The organism is Thermus brockianus (assembly GCF_001880325.1).
GTDB lineage: Bacteria > Deinococcota > Deinococci > Deinococcales > Thermaceae > Thermus > Thermus brockianus.
Genome location: NZ_CP016312.1, coordinates 346,229 through 364,411 on the forward strand (window position 1 = coordinate 346,229; position 18,183 = coordinate 364,411).

Sequence of the window (18,183 nt, forward strand, 5' to 3'; positions counted from 1 at the left end):
GGGCTCCTGCGCGAAAGGGAGGGCGTCCTGGGCCTTGGGGCCGGGGGGCGCCCTCGCCCTTTCCTGCCCGGTGGCCCCCGTGGCCGCCCGTTACGGGGGCGTGCGGCTAGGGGAAGGTGGTATAGTACCCCCGTGCAGGACCTAAGGAACCTCCTAGAGCCCCTAGGGCTTGACGCCCTCTACATCACCCGCCCGGAGAACGTCCGCTACCTCTCGGGCTTCCCCCACCCGGAAGACGCCCAGGTCCTCCTCAGCCACGAAGGGGCCTTCCTCCTCACCGACCCCCGCTACCCCGAGGCCGAACGGGAAAGCCGCATCCCCGCCAAGGTCCTCCGGCGGGAGGAAAAGGAGGGGCTTTTCCAGGGCCTAAGGGGCCGGGTGGGCTTTGAGGCGGAACACCTTCCCTACGCCGCCCTGGAACGCCTGAGGGAGCTCTCCCCGGCGGAGTGGGTGCCCACCAAGGGGGTGGTGGAGCGCCTCCGCCTTAAGAAAACCCCCGAGGAGGTGGCGGCCATCCGCAAGGCCCAGGCCTTGGCGGAAGAGGCCTTGGCCCACGCCCTCTCCCTCTTAAAGCCAGGGACGGCGGAGCGAGAGGTGGCCTTTGAGCTGGAGTTTTTCCTGAGAAGGCGGGGAGCGGAGGGCGTGGCCTTCCCCCCCATCGTGGCCTCGGGGGTACGGGGGGCCCTTCCCCACGCCGGGGCCTCGGAAAAGCCCCTAAGGGCGGGGGAGCTCGTCACCCTGGACCTCGGGGCCAAGGTGGCGGGGTACCACTCGGACATGACCCGCACCTTCGCCCTGGGCCAGGTGGAGGGCGAGCTCAAAACCGCTTTCCAGGCGGTGCTCGCTGCCCTGGAAAGGGCCCTGGAGGCCCTAAGGCCCGGCCGCACCGGCAAGGAGGTGGACGCCCTCGCCCGGGAGGAGCTCGGGCGGTATGGCCTAGACCGCTACTTCGTCCACTCCCTGGGCCACGGGGTGGGGCTTGCCGTGCACGAAGGGCCTAGCCTCTCCCCATACACCGAGGACGTTCTGGAACCTGGCATGGTGGTCACGGTGGAGCCCGGGGTCTACCTCCCGGGGCTGGGTGGGGTGCGGATAGAAGAGCTCGTCCTCATCACGGAGGACGGCTTTGAGCTCCTCTCCCGCTTTCCTCGAGGCTGGCAGGAGGTGTGAATGCGCTTCCTCTTCCTCTGCTTCCTCCTCCTCCCCGCCCTGGCCCAGACCTACACCGTGAAACGGGGGGACACCCTCTTCCGCATCGCCAAGGTCCACGGCCTGAGCGTGGCGGAGCTTAAGCGCCTAAACGGCCTCACCTCGGACCTCATCCGGCCCGGAGAGGTGCTACGGATAAGCCCAAAGGAAAACCCCCCCGCCGGCCGCCCCTACCAAGAGGGCCTCGCCGTCTGGTACGGCCCCGGCTTCCACGGCAAGCGTACGGCCAGCGGCGAAATCTACGATATGCACGCCCTCACCGCCGCCCACCCGAGCCTCCCCTTCGGCACCCGGGTGCGGGTGACCAACCTCAAAAACGGGCGGAGCGTGGTGGTGCGCATCAACGACCGGGGACCCTTTGGGGGCCGGTACATCATAGACCTCTCCTACGCCGCCGCCAAGGCCATCGGGGCCCTCTCCGCCACCCGGGTGAGGCTGGAGGTGCTCCCGTGAGGCGCTACGGCTTCCACCTCTCCATCGCCGGGAAAAAGGGGGCGGCGGGGGCGGTGGAGGAGGCCATGGCCTTGGGCCTTTCCTGCTTCCAGATCTTCGCCAAAAGCCCGAGGAGCTGGAAGACCCGCACCCTCTCCCCAAGCGAGGTGGAGGCCTTCCGGGCCCTCAAGGAGATGGCGGACCTCCCCGCCGTGATCCACGCCTCTTACCTCGTGAACCTGGGGGCCGAGGGGGAGCTATGGGAGAAGAGCGTGATGAGCCTGGCGGACGACCTGGAAAAGGCCCGCCTCCTGGGAATTGAGTACGTGGTGGTCCACCCCGGCTCCGGGGACCCCAAGCGGGTGAAGGAAGGGGCGCTTAGGGCCCTCCGCCTGGCCGGGGTCAAGGACCGCCCCACCCTCCTCCTGGAGAACACCGCTGGGGGTGGGGAAAAGGTGGGGGCGCGCTTTGAAGAGCTCGCCTGGCTCGTCGCCGATACCCCCATGGGCGTCTGCCTGGACACCTGCCACGCCTTCGCCGCCGGGTACGGCGTGAAGGAGGACCCCGCAGGGGTCCTCACCGCCCTGGACCAGGCGGTGGGCCTGGAGCGGGTGCCCGTGGTCCACCTGAACGACTCGGTGGGGGGTCTGGGAAGCCGCATAGACCACCACGCCCACCTCCTCCAGGGGGAAATCGGCGAGGGGCTCAAAGGGGTCCTCCTGGACCCCCGGCTAGAAGGCCGCCTTTTCGTGCTGGAAACCCCAAGGGGCCTCGAGGAGGACGCCTGGAACCTAAAGGTCCTCCGCGCCTGGCTAGAGGAGGCCCCCGCCCAAGAGGAGGCGCAGGGCGGAAACCGCCATCACCAATAGCCCGAGCTTGAACGCCCTGTCCTCCCCCGAGAGCACCCCAAGCCCCGCCCCCAGGAGGGCCAAGGGGAGGACCATCCAGTTGAGCCAGCCCATGAGGGGAAAAAGAGCAGGCAGGAGGAGGAGCAGGGCCAAAACCGCCAGGACCAGGCTTAGGGTCCGCATGGGAAAAGTCTAGCCAAAGAAAAAGCCGAAAAACACCCTGCGGGCAAAGCGCAGCACCTCCTGCACCGGCCCCCGGAGCACGGTGAGGAGGAGGAGAAAGGAAAGCCAGGCGTACCCCTCCAGCCGCCAAAGGAGGGGATGCCAGGAAAGGGGCAGGAGGCTTTGCAGGATTTTGGAGCCATCCAGGGGAGGGATGGGAAGCAGGTTAAAAACCGCCAGGACCAGGTTGACGGAGCTGGCGTAGAAAAAGGCCAGCGCCAAGACCCCCACCAGGCCCCCCCTTCCCCCCGGAAGGCCAGGGCCACGGCCCAGGGGTCAAAGGCGAAAAGCCCCCGCACGAGCAGGGCGAAGAGAACGGCGAGGAGGAGGTTCAGGACAATCCCCGCCACCGAAACGGCGAAAAGGCCCAGCCGGTAGGTGCGGAAGGCCAAGGGGTTGACGGGCACCGGTTTTGCCCAGCCAAAGCCCACCAGGAGGAGGAGCGCCGTGCCCAAGGGGTCCAGGTGCTTTAGGGGGTTCAGGGTGAGGCGGCCAAGCCGCTTGGCGGTACCGTCCCCAAAGCGGAAGGCGGCGTAGGCGTGCCCCCACTCGTGGAGGGAAAGGCTAAAGAGCAAGGCGGCGAAGGCCAGCAGGAAGGCCAAGGGGTCTTGTTGGATAAGGGCGATCATAGGCCCAATAGACGGTACAGGGCCCCAAGGAGCCCGCTAAGCCCCTGGACCGCCGCCCCCGTCACCCCGGTGTAGGAGAGGACCAAGAAGATGAGGATGAACCCGATGGGGCCATAGCCCGCCAGCTGGTCCAAAAACCTTTGGGCCTCCCGCCCGCCCACGGCGTAAAGCGCCTTGGCCCCGTCCAAGGGGGGCACGGGGAAGAGGTAGATGGTGGCGTGGAGGAGCATGAGGTCCTGGGCCACCAACAACCCCTCGCCAAAGGGGTAAGGGAGGAAGCGGGCAAGCAGCCCATAAAGGAAAGCGGCCCCAAAGAAGCCCAAAGGCCCCATGAGGGCCACCAAGGCGCCCTTCCGCCCGGGAAGCCCTGTGGGCACGAAGCGGGGCCAGCCAAAGCCCAGGAGGACGAGCAGGACGAGCCCCAGGGGCTCCAGGTGGACCCTGGGGTCCAGGGAGAGGAAGCCATAGCGCCTAGGCGCCACCTCCCCGTAGCGGTCGGCGAGCCAGGCCTGGGCCAGGTTGTGGAGCATGAGGCCCAAGGCCCCCAGGAGGAAGGCCAAAACGAAAACGGGCGGATCGTTAAGGAGCGGAAAGAGTCCCATCCCCTATCAGTCTACGGGCCAGGGCCAGCTCCTCCTCAAAGGTCTTCACCTCGCCCCGGGCCCGGGCCTCCGCCACCCGGCGCAGGATCTCCCCCACCTTAGGCCCCGGCTTTAGGCCAAGCTCCAAAAGGTCCCGGCCCCGAAGGGTCCTGGGCCTTTCCAAAAGCCACGCTTCCCGCTCGGGAAAAAGGGCGAGGAAGGCGCTCCGCAAGGGCTCGTTGGCCAAGGCTTCCCGCTCCACCTTCTCCCCCCGCCGAACCCGCAGGAGGAGCGCAAGCCCCTCCCGCAGCCTCCGGGAAAGCCAGAGGGCCTGGGCCCGGGCCAAGGGGTCTTCCTGAAAGAAGAGGAGGACCACGAGCCTTGCCTCCACCAGGAGGCGCTCGGGGTGGGGCCCCTCAGGAAGCCCGAGCCGGGCGAAGGGCTCCTTGGGCGGAAGGGTTAGGCCGTAGAGGGGCCTGAGGGCGCCTAGCTCCTCCAAGAGGGCCAGGGCCTGGTAAAAGGTGTCCTCCTCCAAGGTTAGGAGAAGCTCGTCCCTCAGGCGGCTTTGGCTCGCGGTCTTCAAGACCTCGGGGAGAAGGGCCGGGGGAAGGGCCTTTAGGGCCTCCTCGGCAAAGCGGAAGGAAAGCCGGGCCGCAAGGCGCGCCCCGCGGACGATGCGGCTTGGGTCCTCCACGAAGGAAAGGGGGTGGAGGGGGCGGAGGAGGCGGGCCTCGAGGTCCTTCAGCCCCCCGTAGGGGTCCAAAAGCTCCCGGGTGGCCAAGGAGAGGGCCATGGCGTTCACGGTATAGTCCCGCCTCTCCAGGTCCTTGGCGATGGGGGCCGGGCGCACCTTGGGAAGCGCCCCGGGGAAGGGGTAGACCTCCTCCCGGCTTTCCGCCAGGTCCACCACGAGGCCAAAGGGAAGCCGCACCCGCCCGGTGCCAAAGGCGTAGTGGAGGGAGAAGCTACCCCCAAACCGCTCCACCAAGAAGCGGGCCACCGCCTCCACCCGGACCCCCGGCTCCAGGACCAGGTCTATATCCGGCCCCGAGCGCAGCAGAAGGGCATCCCGCACCGCCCCGCCCACCAGGTAGACCCCTTGGGGAAAGGCCTCCCGCAAAGCCTCGAGGACCCGCCGCGCCCCCTCGGGAAGGGCCTCCAGAATCCTCTCCCCCAGGGGCTTTTCCCCAGAGGGCCGCCTCCGGTAGAGGTCCGTGCGGGTGAAGATGCCAAGAAGCCGCCACCCTTCCCCCATCCGTTCGCCCACCAACACCCGCCCTCCCCCTTCCTTCAGGTAAGGCTCCACCTGCGAAAGGGGCGTCCTCGGGGGAGGACCACCGCCCGGGCCAAAAACCCTTCCACGGGGTGGTCCCCCAGGCCAAGCCGCTCCGCCTTCTTCAGGTCCCGCCGTCGGGCCAGGCCCAAGACCCTCACCCCTTCCCCCTCGGGCACCACCACCGGCATGGCCCCGTAGCCCCTTTCCTCCAGAATGCGGAGGGCCTCCCGCACCGAGGTGGGGGCCAGGGTTTCCACGGGCGCCGTCATGGCCTCGCCCAGGGTGGGCTCGGGCTCCAGGTGGCGGGAAAGGCTCTGGAGGAGGCGCCCCACCGCCCCCTTCACCCCCGCACCCGGGCGAAGGCCGCCCTAGGATGCCCCCCGCCCCCCACCTCCCCAAGCCAACGGGCCACGTCCAGCCGGGCCTTGCTCCGGGCGATGAGGAGGGTTTCCTTCCCCAGCCGGAGCACCAAGAGCACCCCGTCCGCCTCGTGGAGGTCCAAGAGGGTGTGGGCTAGCGGGGCAAGGGCAGGCACGTACCCTTCCTCCTTGGCCTCGGCGAGGAGAAGGCGGAAGCCCTCCCGCTCCACCACCCGGGCGCTCCTCAGGAGCGCCCTCAAAACGCTCCGGGCCTCGTCGGAAAGGTGGGGCCTGACCCACTCCCGCACCCGCCAGGCCTCCGCCCCCATCTCCAGGAGAAGCCGGCCCGCCTCCAAATCCTGGGCGGTGGTGGAGGGGAAGCTAAACCCCCCGGTGTCCTCCCACACCCCCGCGTAGGCCAAGGTGGCCTCCAAGGGGGCGAGGCCAAGCCCCCGTTCCACTAGGAGGGGCAGGAGCAGGCTCACCGTGGCCCCCACCGCCGCCACCCTCCCCCCCACGGCGGGCACGTCCCCCGGGGCCTTGGGGTGGTGGTCAAAGACGAGGAAGGGTACCTTTCCCACCAGGGCCTTAAAGGGACCGATGCGCTCGGGGCGGGCGTTGTCCACCAGGACCACCTCGGACACCTTGTCCAAGGGGATCTCGCTCGCGGGCACCAGGTCCAGCCGGTCCTCCAAAAGGGGGGCGAGGTCCTTCAGGGGCCCCTCGAGGCCCCCCACCAGGGCGAGGAGGCTCCCCGGGAAAAGCTTCCCTGCCAGGACCATGGAGCCCAAGGCGTCAAAGTCCAGGTTCTCGTGGGCCACCACCACCCGCACGCCTTCAGATTACTTGACGATGGGAATGGGCCTTGGTAGACTCAAGGTCGGCACTTGGAGAGGTGCCCGAGTGGCTGAAGGGACACGACTGGAAATCGTGTAGGCGGGCTTAAACCTGCCTCGCGGGTTCGAATCCCGCCCTCTCCGCCAACCCCAAGCCCCTGGCCCCTTGGCTAGGGGCCTTTCGTTTCCATGACCCGCCCCAGGCGCCGCCCCTCCTCGGCCCAAAAGGCCAGGCGGTGGGCGTAGACCGCTTCGGCAAAGGGCTCCAAAAATCCTTCGTCCTCCCGGGCCACCCCCTGCAAAAAAGCCCGCACGAGCCCAAGGTCCCCACCCCCGTGCCCCGTGCGCACCGAGCCTTCCCGCTCCGACGCTAGGTCCATCACCCGCTCCCCTTTCACGAAGTGAAAAAGGCGCAGGTACCGCCCATCCCCGTAAAGCTCCCCCTCCGTGCCGAAAAGCCGCGTCTCCCGGAACCGCATCCGCGATAGCCCCTCCGTGTGAAAGCTCGCCGTCCTCCCGTCCCGGTACTCCAGGGCCACCACCTGGTGGTCCGCCACGTCGTTCTTCCCCAGATACACGCACTCCCCGTAGGGGCCTTCCTCCAGGGCCCGAAGGAGGTTCTCCCGGGTCAGGGGAAAGGCCACCACGTCCAAGGGCCAGCCCCTCTCCCCCCGGTCAAAGGCCTCTAGGTAAATGCGCTTGGCGGAGAAAGGGCAGGTGCGTTCCACCCCTTCCGGGCAGGCCAGGCACCGCTCCGCCGCCCCCTCAGGCCGGCGCTCCGGCCGGAAGTGGTAAAGGCCCCCGAAGGAGGAAACCCGCCTCACCTCCCCCGGCATTAGGAAGAGGAGCCAGTCCAGGTCGTGCACGCTCTTGGCCAGGAGGAAGAAGCTGGACTCCGCCTCCTTCCGCCAGTTCCCCCGCACGTAGCTGTGGGCGTAGTGCCAGTGGCCCACGGGCTCCAGGTGTTGCGCCGACACCACCTCCCCGATGGCCCCTTCCCGGAGCAGGGCCTTCAGGGCTTGGGCGTAAGGGGTGTAACGGAGGACGTGGGCCACGGCCACCAGGCGGCCTGTTCTGGCCTTGGCCTTTGCCACCTCCTCCACCTCGGCCCAGGTGGGGGCGATGGGCTTTTCCAAGAGGAGGTGGTAGCCCTTTTCCATAAGGGCCACCGCCGCTTCCTTGTGCAGGCGGTCGGGAAGGGCCACAACGGCGGCCTCACCCAAGAGGGGGGCGTCCAGGACTTCCCGCCAGTCCGAAAAGGCCTGCGTGGCGCCAAAGGCCTTCCGAAAGGCTTCCCGCCGCTCTACCTGGGGCTCGGCCACCCCCACCACCTTCGCCCCCAAGGCGGCGGCGTGGCGCGCGTAGGCGAAGCCCCGGTTTCCCGCCCCCAGAAAGAGGAGCCGTGGAGCCATAGGGCCATCATAAGAAAAGGGGCCGGTTTCCCGGCCCTTACACCTGGTGGAGCGGAGGGGATTTGAACCCCTGACCTCCCGCTTGCAAGGCGGGTGCTCTCCCTCTGAGCTACCGCCCCACGCCCTAGGGAGTATAGCCCAAAGGGGGGGCTTACGCAAAGGGGAAAGGCCCCCTATAATCGGAGAGGTGTGCCGGGCCAGCCCGCCAGGCAGGGGAAGGTCCTGCGGGAAAGAGGCCGGTGCACGGGAAACGCCAAGCCCAACCTTCCCCGAACGGGAGGAATATGCCTGTAAACATCAGCGTGAAGGAGCTTCTGGAAGCCGGGGTGCACTTCGGCCACGAGCGCAAGCGTTGGAACCCCAAGTTCGCCCGCTATATCTATGCGGAGCGCAACGGCATCCACATCATTGACCTGCAAAAGACCATGGTGGAGCTGGAGCGCACCTTCCGCTTCCTCGAGGACCTGGCCATGCGGGGCGGCACGGTGCTCTTTGTGGGCACCAAGAAGCAGGCCCAGGACATCGTGCGCATGGAGGCGGACCGGGCGGGAATGCCCTACGTGAACCAGCGCTGGCTGGGCGGGATGCTCACCAACTTCAAGACCATCGCCCAACGGGTGAACCGCCTGGAAGAGCTGGAGGCCCTCTTCGCCTCCGAGGCTATCCAGGAGCGCCCCAAGAAGGAGCAGGTGCGCCTGAAGCACGAGCTGGAAAGGTTGCAAAAGTACCTCTCGGGCTTCCGCCGCCTCAAGCGCCTGCCCGACGCCATCTTCGTGGTGGACCCCACCAAGGAAGCCATCGCCGTGCGGGAGGCCAGGAAGCTCTTCATCCCCGTCATCGCCCTGGCGGACACGGACTCCGACCCGGAGCTGGTGGACTACATCATCCCCGGCAATGACGATGCCATCCGCTCCATCCAGCTCATCCTCTCCCGGGCGGCGGACCTAATCATTGCGGCCCGGGGCGGGGTGGTGGAGCCCTCCCCCTCCTACGCCCTGGTGGAGGAGGCGGAGCGCCAGGCCCAACAAGCCGCCACGGAGGACTTCGGCGGCGAGGACGAGGTGGAAGCATGAGCCAGATGGAACTCATCAAGAAGCTACGCGAGGCCACGGGGGCCGGGATGATGGATGTCAAGAAGGCCCTCGAGGACGCCGGCTGGAACGAGGAAAAGGCGGTGCAGCTCCTCAGGGAGCGGGGGGCCATGAAGGCCGCCAAGAAGGCGGAACGGGAGGCCCGCGAAGGGATCATCGGCCACTACATCCACCACAACCAGCGGGTGGGCGTCCTGGTGGAGCTCAACTGCGAAACCGACTTCGTGGCCCGCAACGAGCTCTTCCAGGCCTTGGCCAAGGACCTGGCTATGCACATCGCCATGATGAACCCCCGCTACATCTCCGCCGAGGAGATCCCCGCCGAGGAGCTGGAGAAGGAGCGGCAGATCTACATCCAGGCTGCCCTCAACGAGGGCAAACCCCAGCAGATCGCCGAGAAGATCGCCGAAGGCCGCCTGAAAAAGTACCTGGAGGAGGTGGTCCTCCTGGAGCAGCCCTTCGTCAAGGACGACAAGGTCAAGGTCAAGGAGCTCATCCAAGAGGCCATCGCCAAGACCGGGGAGAACATCGTGGTGCGGCGTTTCTGCCGCTTGGAACTGGGGGCGTAAGCCATGCGGCCAAACCGGGGCCCCGCTTAGAAGGGCCCCGGTTTTTCCTGAAGCCATGAAGTACAAGCGGGTCCTCCTCAAGCTTTCCGGCGAGTTCTTAACGTCCAACGGCTTCGGCATAGAGCCCGAGGCCACCAAGGCCCTGGCCCGGGAGATCAAGGCCGCCTACGAAACCGGGGTGCAGCTCGCCATCGTCATCGGGGCGGGGAACCTCTGGCGCGGGGCGCGCCAGGGGGTGGGGATGGACCGGGCCACCGCCGACTACATCGGCATGCTGGCCACCATCATGAACGCCCTGGCCCTCCAGGACGCCCTGGAGGCCTTGGGCATCCCCACCCGGGTCCAGACCGCCCTCACCATCACCCAGGTGGCAGAGCCCTACATCCGCCGCCGCGCCCTAAGGCACCTGGAGAAGGAGCGCATCGTCATCTTCGGGGGCGGCACGGGCAACCCCTTCTTCTCCACCGACACCGCCGCCGCCTTGAGGGCTTTGGAAGTGGGGGCCGAGGTGGTCCTCATGGCCAAGAACAAGGTGGACGGGGTCTACTCCGATGACCCAAGGAAGAACCCGAACGCCGTGCGCTTTGACGAGCTCACCTACCTGGAGGTGCTCAACCGCGGCCTCCAGGTGATGGACACCACCGCCATCACCCTGTGCATGGAGGCGGGGCTTCCCATCGTGGTCTTTGACATCTTCAAGCCGGGAGCCCTGGTGGGTATTATCCAAGGGGAAAAGGTGGGCACCCTGATCCACGCCTAGAAAGGAGGCGCCATGACCCTGAAGGAGCTCTACGCGGAAACCCGAAGCCACATGCAAAAGAGCCTCGAGGCCCTGGAGCACAACCTGGCGGGCCTGCGCTCGGGGCGGGCCAACCCCGCCTTGCTCCTCCACCTCAAGGTGGAGTACTACGGCACCCACGTCCCCCTCAACCAGATCGCCACCGTCACCGCCCCCGATGCCCGGACCCTGGTGGTCCAGTCCTGGGACCAAAACGCCCTAAAGGCCATTGAAAAGGCCATCCGCGACTCCGACCTGGGCCTGAACCCCGCCAACAAGGGGGACGCCCTTTACATCAACATCCCTCCCCTCACGGAGGAAAGGCGCAAGGAGCTGGTCAAGGCGGCCCGCCACTACGCCGAGGAAGGCCGGATAGCCATCCGCAACATCCGCCGTGAGGCCCTGGAAAAGCTAAAGAAGCTCGCCAAGGACCTCCACCTCTCCGAGGACGACACCAAGCGGGCCGAGGCGGAAATCCAGAAGATCACGGACGAGTTCATCGCCAAGGCGGACGAGCTCTTGGAAAAGAAGGAGCAGGAGATCCTGGGCTAGGCCGGGCAAGGGGCGGTGTGCGGGTGCTAGCGGTGGATGGCCCCCCCACCCGGGTTGGGGGTGGGGGATGACGGGACGCGAGGACCTCCCCACCCGGGTGGTCTCCGCCCTGGTGGGGGCGGCCCTTCTCCTCCTCGTCCTCTGGGCCGGGGTAGCCCTTATCCTGCCCACCTTGGTCCTGGTCCTCCTCTTGGGGGCGCTGGAGCTCAAGGAGATGCTGGCCCGGCGGGGCATCCGCCTGAACCTCCCCCTTCTCCTGGTGGGGGGCGTGGGGGTCTACCTCTTCTCCTTGCCCGTCCTGTACTGGCACTTCCCCCAGGTGCCCTGGCGGGAGGTGGCCTTGGGGCTTTTCCTCATGGCGAGCTTCAGCTACGAGCTCCTCAAGGGGGCGGACATCACCCGCTTCGTCTTCACCCTCTTCGCCTTCCTGTACCTGCCCTGGAGCTTAGGCTACGTCCTCCTTCTGCGGGAAACCCCCGACGGCACCCTGGGGCTTTGGACCCTGAGCCTGCCCATCGTGGTCAGCTTTGCCACGGACATCGGGGCCTACTTTGCCGGCCGGGCCTTTGGCCGCCGGAAGCTCGCCCCCGAGATCAGTCCTGGGAAAACCCTCGAGGGCTCCCTTGGGGGCATCTTGGTGAGCTTTCTAGCCCTGGTTGCCTACACGGGCCTGGTGCGGGAAGTCTTTCCCTTCGGCCTTTTGGAGTTATGGCTCTTTAGCCTCCTCCTCTCCTTGGCGGCGCAACTCGGTGACCTGGCGGAGTCCATGCTCAAACGCTTCGCCGGGGTCAAGGACTCCGGGCGCTTCCTGCCGGGGCACGGGGGGCTTTTGGACCGCATAGACAGCCTCCTCTTCACCTTCCCCCTCACCTACTTTTTGGTGGTGCTCTTCACATGAAACGGGTGGTCGTTCTGGGTTCCACAGGCTCCATCGGGAGGCAGGCCCTGGAGGTCTGCCGCTGGCGGGGCTATAGGGTGGTGGGCCTCGCCGCCGGGAAAAACCTGGAAATCCTCTCCCAGCAGATCGCCGAGTGGAAGCCCCTCCTCGTGGCGGCCGACGAAAGCCTCCACCCCGAGCTTAGGGCGCGCTTTCCCGGCCTAAAGCTCGGCACCCCCGAGGAGGTGGCCGCCCTGGAGGCGGAGGTGGCGGTGGCGGCCATCCCGGGCCTCGGCGGCCTCGCCCCCACCCGGGTGGCGGCCCAGACGGGCAAGCGCATCGCCCTCGCCAACAAGGAGGCCATGGTGGCGGCGGGCCCCCTCCTTTGGCAGGAGGTGGAGGCCTCTGGGGCGGAGATCCTCCCCGTGGACTCCGAGCACTCGGCCCTCTTCCAAGCCCTCCTTGGGGAAAGGCGGGAGGAGGTGGCCGAGCTCATCCTCACCGCCAGCGGAGGGCCTTTCTTAAAAGCCCCCGAGGACCTCTCCCAGGTGACCCCCGAGATGGCCCTGAACCACCCCCGTTGGCGGATGGGCCCCAAGGTTACCGTGGACTCGGCCACCCTTTTTAACAAGGGCCTCGAGGTCCTGGAGGCCAAGGAGCTCTTCCGCTTCCCCCTGGAGAGGATCAAGGTCCTCATCCACCCCCAGGCCTACGTTCACGGCCTGGTGCGCTTCGTGGACGGGAACCTTAAAGCCGAACTGGGCCCCACGGACATGCGGCTTTTCATCCAGTACGCCCTCACCTACCCCGAGCGGGCGGAAACCCCCCTAAAGGACCTTCCCCTCCCCGGGGTCCTAGAGTTCTTGGAGCCCGACCTGAACCGCTTCCCCGCCCTGGAGGTGGCCTACGAGGCGGGCAAGCGGGGCGGGGTGGCCCAGGTGGCGGTTTCCGCCGCCGACGAGGTGGCGGTAGAGGCCTTCCTGGCGGGCCGTATCCCCTTCACCCGCATCCCGGAGATCCTCGCCCGGGTCCTGGAAGCCACCCCCTCCCTTCCCCTAACATGGGAGAACCTCTTCGCCGTGGACGCCTGGGCCCGGGAAGAGGCCAAGAGGTGGGCATGAGCCTTCTTTGGTTTCTCCTCATCATCGGCGTGAGCGTTTTCGTGCACGAGCTTGGGCATTACCTGGCGGCGAGGCTCCAGGGGGTACGGGTCAAGGCCTTCAGCGTGGGCTTCGGCCCCATCCTCCTGCGGCGGCAGGCCTTCGGCACCGAGTGGCGGCTTTCCGCCATCCCCTTGGGCGGCTACGCCGACATTGAAGGCCTCCTCCCCGAGGAGCGGGGCAGGGGCTACGACGCCCTCCCCTTCCTCGGGAAGCTCCTCGTCCTGGTGGCCGGGGTGGTGATGAACGTGCTCCTGGCCTGGGGGCTTCTCGGCTACCTCTTCAGCGCCCAAGGGGTGCCCGAGGCCACGGGCCGGGCGGTGGTCCTGGAGGTGGTGCCGGGGAGCCTGGCGGAAAGGACGGGGCTAAAGCCGCAGGACGTCCTCCTCGCCGTGGACGGCCTTCCCTTCCAAAGGCCCCAGGACATTGAAAAGGTCAAGACCCCAGGCCCCCACACCCTCACCGTGCTCCGCCAAGGGGAAGAGGTCCAGCTCACCCTCACCTGGGAGCCGGGGATGGAGCGGCTTGGGCTCGTCTACCAGCCGGAGGTGACCTACCGCAAGGTGGGCTTTGGGGAGGGGCTTGCCCTGGCGGCCAGCCGCACCCTGGCCTTCGGCCCCGAGATGGTGCGGGCCCTGGTGGGAGGGCTCCTCGGGGTCCTTTCGGGCAACCCCAATAGCGGGGTCGTGGGACCGGTGGGCATCGTGGCGGAAACGGGGCGGGCGGCCCAGGAGGGGCTCTTCCGCCTGGTGGAGCTGGCGGCGGCCATCAACCTCTCCCTGGCCCTCTTCAACCTCCTCCCCATCCCCGCCCTGGACGGGGGGCGGATCCTCCTCCTCGCCCTCGCCCGCCTCTTCCGCATCCGCCCCGAGCAGGAGGCGGTGGTCCACTACCTAGGCTTCCTCTTCCTCATCCTCCTCGTCCTCCTGGTCACCTTCCAGGACCTGAGGCGGCTTCTGGGGGGCTGATGGAGGCCACGGTCCTCATCCCCGCCTTCAACGAGGAGGCCACCATCGCCCGGGTGGTGCGGGTGGCCCGGGAGGCGGGCTTTCCCGTGGTGGTGGCGGACGACGGCTCCAAGGACGGCACGGCCCAAAGGGCCGAGGAGGCGGGGGCGGAGGTGGTGCGCCTCCCCGAGAACCGGGGCAAGGGCGGGGCCATCGCCGAGGGGCTCAAGCGGGTGATGACCCCCCACGTGGTCCTCCTGGACGCCGACCTCCTTGGGCTTAAGCCCGAGCACCTCCATGCCCTCCTAAACCCTGTGCGCGCAAAGGAGGCGGAGATGGCCGTGGGGGTCTTCCAGGGGGGGCGGCTTTCCACGGACCTGGCCATGCGCCTCACCCCCTTCCTCTCGGGGCAGCGGGCCCTGGCCACCCAAGCGCTTCGGGAGGTGCCGGGCCTGGAAAGGGCCCGCTACGACCTGGAACTCCTCCTCACCCGCCACGCCAAGGCCCAGGGCTGGCGGGTGCGCTACCTGCCCCTTCCCGGGGTGAGCCAGGTGATGAAGGAGGAAAAGCGGGGCCTCCTGCCGGGGTTTCTCCACCGGATGCGCATGTACCGCGAGATCCTCCGCTACTACCTCAGGGCGCACCTGGGGTGAAGCGGAGGAGCTCCACCCAAGCCTGCCCCGCCCGGTAGGCCACCACCCCGAGGCCCGGCACCAGGTAAAGCTCCTTGAGGTCGGTGCCCCCTTTTTCCGTGGTGTAGGCCACCCGCACCCGGTAGGCGTTGAAGGCACCCGCCCTCACCTTTACCCCCTCCACGCCCTCCACCCGGGCGGAGAGGGCCACCCGTTGCCCAAGGAAGCGGGCGCTTCCCCCCCAGGCCACCCCCGGACCCAAGGGGTTTGGGTAGAGGAGGAGGGGAGGGTCAAAGGGGAAATACCCCTCCGGGAAGCTCACCCCCAGGAGGTACACCCCTTCCGGGGCGAGGCGGAGCCGGTCTTCCCGGAATACCCGCCCTTCCTTCCGGTAGCGCAGGCGGAAGCCCTCCGGGTGCGGGAGGAGTTCCTGGAGCGTCCTGTCGGAGTAGGCGTAGCGGCCTCCCCCTGGGGGGAAGGCCTGGGCCAAGGCCAGGAGGAAAAGGGGAAGAAGCGCCAGGAAGCGCACCTACTCCGCCTCCCCCAGCTCGTGCCCCCGCCGGGTGGCCGCCTCCACCGCCTCGTAGAAGGCGGCGCGGAGGGCGCGGGCCTCCAGGGCGTGAAGGCCGTGGATGGTGGTGCCCCCGGGGCTTGCCACCTCGTCCTTGAGCTGTGCGGGGTGGCGGGTCTTGAGGAGTTCCCCCGTGGCCGCCAAGGCCTCCGCCGCCAGGCGCAGGGCGAGGCCCCTCGGCATCCCCATCTTCACCCCGGCGTCCGCCAAGGCTTCCGCCACCACCGCCAAATAGGCGGGGGCGGAAGCGGACATGGCGGTGAAGGGGTCAAAGAGGTGCTCGGGGATCTCGTACACATCCCCCACGGTGGAGAAGAGGGCGCGGGCGAAGTCCAGGTCCCCCGCCTCCCGGGCCTCGCGCAGGGCCGTGAGGGCGGTGGAGCTTTCCCCGATCACCGCCGCCAGGTTGGGCATGGCCCGCACCACCCGCCTCGAGTCCAGCCTGCGGGCGAGGACCGCGGTGGACACCCCCGCCATGATGGAAACATAGCCCACCTGGGGGAAGGCGATCTCCGGGGCCAGGTGGGGAAAGTCCCTGGGCTGCACCGCCAGGAGGACCCGCTCCGCCTGGGCCAGGTCCTTGAGGCTCAGGGGCCTGATGCCAAAGGCGCGCGCCAGCTCTTCCGTGCGCTCCCGGGTGCGCCCCACCACCCCCACCTCCTCGGGGCGCAGAAACCCCCGCTCCAGGGCCCCTTTCAGGATGCTCCGGCCCATCTTTCCCAGGCCCAAGAAGGCAAGCCTCATGCCCTAGAGTCTACCTTCCGGAGGCGCAGGTAATAAAACCCGTCCAGGCCCCCCTCCGGGGCCACGTACACGCCAAGGCCTTCCCGAAGCACCGGCAAAGGACAGGCAATGGGCTCGGGGCGGAACTCGGGGTGCCCCGCCAAAAAGGACCGCGCCACCCCTTCCCCCTCCTCCTCCGTCAAGGAGCAGACCGCGTAGACCAGCACCCCTCCCTCCTCCGTGGCGGAGGCGGCGGTTTCCAAAAGCCTTCGCTGGAGCTCGGCCATGCGGGCCGGGTCCTCCGGGGCGAGGCGGTAGCGGCGTTCGGGGTGGGCGCGGAAGGTGCCCGTGCCGGTGCAAGGGGCGTCCAAAAGCACCTTCTTCGCCCGCTCGGGGATGGGAAGGGTGAGGTCCTGGGTGCGGTAGGCCACCTTTAGGCCGAGCTTCTCCGCCGTGCGCCTGCCCGCCTCCTGCCGCTTGGGGTTGAGGTCGTAGGAAACCACCTCCGCCCCCTGGCTCGCCCAATAGAAGGCCTTCAGCCCCGCCCCGCCGCAGAGGTCCAGGACCTTCTCCCCCCTCTGCGCCTCCAAAAGCTGGGCGGCGAAGAGGGAGGCGGGGTTTTGCGGCTGGAGGCCTAACGCCGAAAAGTCGGTTTTGGGACCCTCAAAGACAAAGCTATGGGGAACGGGGCCGGGCCTTAACCCTTCCACCTTGCGCAAGGCGGTGACGAAGAGGGGAGCGGGCTCGTTGAACCCCTCGGCGAAGTCCAGGCTTCCGAAAAAGCCCCGCCACCTTTCGCAAAGCCAGTCGGGGAGGGAGAGGCGCACGCATTCCGGGGCCTCCCTGGGCGCCAAGCGGCGCAAAACGGCGTTCACGAGGCCGGCGAGCCGGGGGTAGCGCCCCTTCACCGCCTCCACCCAAGGGCTCACCCGGGCGTGGTCCGGCTTGCCCAAGAGCCACTCCAAAGCCCCTAGGCGCAAAGCCCAGCGCACTAGGGGAGGGAGCTTTTCCGGCCGCGGCAGATGGGGGGCGAGAAGGTGGTCCAAAAGCCTAAGGCGCCTAAGGGCCCCATAGACCAGGTGGGTCACGTAGGCCTTGTCCCTTTCCGGCCAGGCCACCCGGTCCAGGGCCCGGTCCAAAAGTTGCTGGGCCCCCCACCCCCCCTCCACCTCGAGGAGAAGGGCGAGGGCTAGGGCCCTAGGGTCTGAGGCCCTCAAGACTCCAGGGGATGGGCCTTGATGCTGAACTTCAGGGCGGTCCGCTCCTCGTTCTCCAGGTCCAGCTTGACGAAGGCGGGCTTGACCACCAGGTCAAGGTTATCGGGGGCGATATAACCCCGGGCGATGGCGATGGCCTTCACCGCCTGGTTCACCGCCTGGGGCCCGATGGCCTGCACCTCCACCTCGCCTTTGGTGCGCAACAGCGCCGCAATGGCACCGGCCACGGAGTTGGGGCGGGACTTGGAAGAGACGCGCAACGTTTCCACTTTGACCTCCTGAAAGCTCTTGGGCCACCCCGTTCGGCAAAAACATGGGCGGCTTCAAGGCCCATGCTAGAACAAATAGCCCTCTTATGCAACTAGCTAACCAATACGCGATCCTCCAGTCCTTGGAGTACGGATTGGGCATTTTCCTGCATCAGCTTGTGGATCAACCGGCGTAAGAGGGGACCAAAAATAGGGATGGTCAACTCGTAGCTTATATTTAACACAACCCTCGTACCCTCCCCCTCGGGAATAAACTCCCAGGTCCCTTCATAGCGATCGAAATCGCCCTCGGGTGACCAAAACCGGTTGCGTAAATGGGCGTCATCCCACTCCTCCTCCTCTATCCACCGGACCTTCTTGCCCATCGCCACGCCCACCCATTCCGTACGAGTCCGGTTCTTCTCCTGGTGAAGAAGGCGAAGTGTTTGCACATCTTTCAAGAAAGGTTTTAGACCCTCCAGGTCCTTGGCTAAAGCATACACTTTCTCAGGAGGCGCCAGGATGAAACGCTCAACGTGTACCTCAGGCATGGGCTCTTTTTACCGCCTTTCCTCCTTTTTGACAAGCCGGTAGGCCTCGAGGGCCACAGAGAGGGGAAAACCCCTGCCCTGCAAGAAGCGCACCGCCTTGGCCTGGTCGTGGCGGCGGGGGTAGCGGCGAAGCGCCTTCAAGGCCGCCTGCAAGACCTCCTCCTCCCCCATTCCCCCAAGCACCTCCGCCACCACCTCCTCCGCCACCCCCTGGGCCCGGAGCAGATAGCGGAGCTTGGCGGGGCCAAACTTACGCCGGGCAGCCACGAAGCTTTCCGCAAAGGCCCGGTCATCCAGGTAGCCCAACGCCTCCAACCGGGCCAAGGCCGCCTCCACCTCCCCCTCGGGAAAGCGCCCGAGGAGCTTTTCCCGAAGCCGCCACCGGCTCAGGCCCCGGCGGGCCAAGAGCTTGAGGGCATAGGCCAAGGCTTCCGACTCCCCCACCCCTTTAGGGTACGCTATG

General features: G+C 67.5%; 20 protein-coding genes, 2 tRNA genes and 2 pseudogenes. 12 read left to right on the forward strand and 12 right to left on the reverse strand.

Features of this window, described 5'->3' with window-relative positions; genetic code table 11:
* The first annotated feature begins 132 nt into the window (after positions 1-132).
* The 3 genes from A0O31_RS01750 to nfo are packed head-to-tail and all read left to right on the forward strand — an operon-like array spanning position 133 to position 2,510.
* Positions 133-1,170, forward strand: coding sequence for a M24 family metallopeptidase (locus tag A0O31_RS01750; RefSeq protein ID WP_071676412.1), 1,038 nt, complete (start codon positions 133-135; stop codon positions 1,168-1,170).
* Positions 1,171-1,662, forward strand: coding sequence for a septal ring lytic transglycosylase RlpA family protein (locus A0O31_RS01755; RefSeq protein ID WP_071676413.1), 492 nt, complete (start codon positions 1,171-1,173; stop codon positions 1,660-1,662).
* The gene (gene nfo / locus A0O31_RS01760) at positions 1,659-2,510 is read left to right on the forward strand and encodes an endonuclease IV (protein ID WP_071676414.1); all 852 of its coding nucleotides are present in this window, start codon (positions 1,659-1,661) and stop codon (positions 2,508-2,510) included. The genes A0O31_RS01755 and nfo overlap by 4 nt, the downstream gene beginning before the upstream one ends.
* On the opposite strand, the gene A0O31_RS01765 is transcribed toward nfo, so the two are convergent.
* The 4 genes and pseudogenes from A0O31_RS01765 to A0O31_RS01780 form a co-directional block, all read right to left on the reverse strand.
* Complete coding sequence (locus A0O31_RS01765; protein WP_071676415.1) at positions 2,454-2,672, reverse strand: hypothetical protein; 219 nt, start codon at positions 2,670-2,672, stop codon at positions 2,454-2,456. The two genes, nfo and A0O31_RS01765, sit on opposite strands and share 57 nt — an antisense overlap.
* 9 nt (positions 2,673-2,681) lie before the next feature.
* A pseudogene (locus A0O31_RS01770) lies at positions 2,682-3,340 on the reverse strand (site-2 protease family protein).
* Entirely contained in the window at positions 3,337-3,942 is a 606-nt protein-coding gene (locus A0O31_RS01775; RefSeq protein WP_071676416.1) for a zinc metalloprotease, read from the reverse strand. The pseudogene A0O31_RS01770 and the gene A0O31_RS01775 overlap by 4 nt, the downstream one beginning before the upstream one ends.
* Positions 3,920-6,389 (reverse strand): annotated as a pseudogene (locus tag A0O31_RS01780) (CBS domain-containing protein). Before A0O31_RS01780 ends, A0O31_RS01775 begins: the two are co-directional and overlap by 23 nt.
* Before the next feature lie 56 nt (positions 6,390-6,445).
* On the opposite strand from A0O31_RS01780, the gene A0O31_RS01785 reads away from it, so the two are divergent.
* Positions 6,446-6,539, forward strand: a tRNA-Ser gene (locus tag A0O31_RS01785).
* A gap of 23 nt (positions 6,540-6,562) precedes the next feature.
* Here A0O31_RS01785 and A0O31_RS01790 read toward each other — a convergent pair.
* Positions 6,563-7,804 carry a Gfo/Idh/MocA family protein gene (locus A0O31_RS01790; protein WP_071676417.1) on the reverse strand — a complete coding sequence of 414 codons (1,242 nt, stop codon included), beginning with the start codon at positions 7,802-7,804 and terminating at the stop codon, positions 6,563-6,565.
* A gap of 44 nt (positions 7,805-7,848) precedes the next feature.
* Positions 7,849-7,923, reverse strand: a tRNA-Ala gene (locus A0O31_RS01795).
* Between the two features lie 165 nt (positions 7,924-8,088).
* Between A0O31_RS01795 and rpsB the strand changes: the two genes are divergently transcribed.
* The 8 genes from rpsB (at position 8,089) to A0O31_RS01835 (ending at position 14,431) form a co-directional block, all read left to right on the forward strand.
* The gene (gene rpsB, locus A0O31_RS01800; RefSeq protein WP_071676418.1) at positions 8,089-8,877 is read left to right on the forward strand and encodes a 30S ribosomal protein S2; all 789 of its coding nucleotides are present in this window, start codon (positions 8,089-8,091) and stop codon (positions 8,875-8,877) included.
* Entirely contained in the window at positions 8,874-9,464 is a 591-nt protein-coding gene (gene tsf / locus A0O31_RS01805; protein WP_071676419.1) for a translation elongation factor Ts, read from the forward strand. The genes rpsB and tsf overlap by 4 nt, the downstream gene beginning before the upstream one ends.
* Positions 9,465-9,519: 55 nt before the next feature.
* Positions 9,520-10,224, forward strand: coding sequence for a UMP kinase (gene pyrH, locus A0O31_RS01810; protein ID WP_071676420.1), 705 nt, complete (start codon positions 9,520-9,522; stop codon positions 10,222-10,224).
* 12 nt (positions 10,225-10,236) lie between these two features.
* Positions 10,237-10,794, forward strand: coding sequence for a ribosome recycling factor (gene frr, locus A0O31_RS01815; protein WP_071676421.1), 558 nt, complete (start codon positions 10,237-10,239; stop codon positions 10,792-10,794).
* Positions 10,795-10,861: 67 nt separating this feature from the next.
* The gene (locus tag A0O31_RS01820) at positions 10,862-11,692 is read left to right on the forward strand and encodes a phosphatidate cytidylyltransferase (protein WP_071676422.1); all 831 of its coding nucleotides are present in this window, start codon (positions 10,862-10,864) and stop codon (positions 11,690-11,692) included.
* Positions 11,689-12,792: a 1-deoxy-D-xylulose-5-phosphate reductoisomerase gene (dxr, locus tag A0O31_RS01825; protein ID WP_071676423.1), complete on the forward strand. Its 1,104-nt coding sequence runs from the start codon at positions 11,689-11,691 to the stop codon at positions 12,790-12,792. The genes A0O31_RS01820 and dxr overlap by 4 nt, the downstream gene beginning before the upstream one ends.
* A complete protein-coding gene (locus A0O31_RS01830; protein ID WP_071676424.1) occupies positions 12,789-13,799 on the forward strand; it encodes a M50 family metallopeptidase in 1,011 nt (336 codons plus the stop codon). The genes dxr and A0O31_RS01830 overlap by 4 nt, the downstream gene beginning before the upstream one ends.
* Positions 13,799-14,431, forward strand: coding sequence for a glycosyltransferase family 2 protein (locus tag A0O31_RS01835; RefSeq protein ID WP_071676425.1), 633 nt, complete (start codon positions 13,799-13,801; stop codon positions 14,429-14,431). The genes A0O31_RS01830 and A0O31_RS01835 overlap by 1 nt, the downstream gene beginning before the upstream one ends.
* Here A0O31_RS01835 and A0O31_RS01840 read toward each other — a convergent pair.
* From A0O31_RS01840 to A0O31_RS01865, 6 genes are all read right to left on the reverse strand, one after another.
* Positions 14,412-14,939 carry a hypothetical protein gene (locus A0O31_RS01840; protein WP_071676426.1) on the reverse strand — a complete coding sequence of 176 codons (528 nt, stop codon included), beginning with the start codon at positions 14,937-14,939 and terminating at the stop codon, positions 14,412-14,414. The two genes, A0O31_RS01835 and A0O31_RS01840, sit on opposite strands and share 20 nt — an antisense overlap.
* Positions 14,940-15,725, reverse strand: coding sequence for a pyrroline-5-carboxylate reductase (gene proC, locus A0O31_RS01845; RefSeq protein ID WP_071676427.1), 786 nt, complete (start codon positions 15,723-15,725; stop codon positions 14,940-14,942).
* Positions 15,722-16,921, reverse strand: coding sequence for an RsmB/NOP family class I SAM-dependent RNA methyltransferase (locus tag A0O31_RS01850; RefSeq protein WP_071676428.1), 1,200 nt, complete (start codon positions 16,919-16,921; stop codon positions 15,722-15,724). Before A0O31_RS01850 ends, proC begins: the two co-directional genes overlap by 4 nt.
* Positions 16,918-17,190, reverse strand: coding sequence for a stage V sporulation protein S (locus tag A0O31_RS01855; RefSeq protein WP_014515944.1), 273 nt, complete (start codon positions 17,188-17,190; stop codon positions 16,918-16,920). The genes A0O31_RS01850 and A0O31_RS01855 overlap by 4 nt, the downstream gene beginning before the upstream one ends.
* A gap of 92 nt (positions 17,191-17,282) precedes the next feature.
* The gene (locus tag A0O31_RS01860) at positions 17,283-17,720 is read right to left on the reverse strand and encodes a type II toxin-antitoxin system RatA family toxin (RefSeq protein WP_071676429.1); all 438 of its coding nucleotides are present in this window, start codon (positions 17,718-17,720) and stop codon (positions 17,283-17,285) included.
* A 9-nt stretch (positions 17,721-17,729) separates the two neighbouring features.
* Positions 17,730-18,164 (reverse strand): regulatory protein RecX, encoded by a 435-nt coding sequence (locus A0O31_RS01865; RefSeq protein WP_071676430.1) that lies wholly within the window; start codon positions 18,162-18,164, stop codon positions 17,730-17,732.
* Positions 18,165-18,183 lie beyond the last annotated feature (19 nt).

Excerpts from the sequence above, each read along its gene's own strand:
- A0O31_RS01755 (WP_071676413.1), top strand. The coding sequence starts at position 1,171 with ATGCGCTTCCTCTTCCTCTGCTTCCTCCTCCTCCCCGCCCTGGCCCAG.
- A0O31_RS01765 (WP_071676415.1), bottom strand. The coding sequence starts at position 2,672 with ATGCGGACCCTAAGCCTGGTCCTGGCGGTTTTGGCCCTGCTCCTCCTC.
- A0O31_RS01775 (WP_071676416.1), bottom strand. The coding sequence starts at position 3,942 with ATGGGACTCTTTCCGCTCCTTAACGATCCGCCCGTTTTCGTTTTGGCC.
- A0O31_RS01790 (WP_071676417.1), bottom strand. The coding sequence starts at position 7,804 with ATGGCTCCACGGCTCCTCTTTCTGGGGGCGGGAAACCGGGGCTTCGCC.
- rpsB (WP_071676418.1), top strand. The coding sequence starts at position 8,089 with ATGCCTGTAAACATCAGCGTGAAGGAGCTTCTGGAAGCCGGGGTGCAC.
- tsf (WP_071676419.1), top strand. The coding sequence starts at position 8,874 with ATGAGCCAGATGGAACTCATCAAGAAGCTACGCGAGGCCACGGGGGCC.
- pyrH (WP_071676420.1), top strand. The coding sequence starts at position 9,520 with ATGAAGTACAAGCGGGTCCTCCTCAAGCTTTCCGGCGAGTTCTTAACG.
- frr (WP_071676421.1), top strand. The coding sequence starts at position 10,237 with ATGACCCTGAAGGAGCTCTACGCGGAAACCCGAAGCCACATGCAAAAG.
- A0O31_RS01820 (WP_071676422.1), top strand. The coding sequence starts at position 10,862 with ATGACGGGACGCGAGGACCTCCCCACCCGGGTGGTCTCCGCCCTGGTG.
- dxr (WP_071676423.1), top strand. The coding sequence starts at position 11,689 with ATGAAACGGGTGGTCGTTCTGGGTTCCACAGGCTCCATCGGGAGGCAG.
- A0O31_RS01830 (WP_071676424.1), top strand. The coding sequence starts at position 12,789 with ATGAGCCTTCTTTGGTTTCTCCTCATCATCGGCGTGAGCGTTTTCGTG.
- A0O31_RS01835 (WP_071676425.1), top strand. The coding sequence starts at position 13,799 with ATGGAGGCCACGGTCCTCATCCCCGCCTTCAACGAGGAGGCCACCATC.
- proC (WP_071676427.1), bottom strand. The coding sequence starts at position 15,725 with ATGAGGCTTGCCTTCTTGGGCCTGGGAAAGATGGGCCGGAGCATCCTG.
- A0O31_RS01860 (WP_071676429.1), bottom strand. The coding sequence starts at position 17,720 with ATGCCTGAGGTACACGTTGAGCGTTTCATCCTGGCGCCTCCTGAGAAA.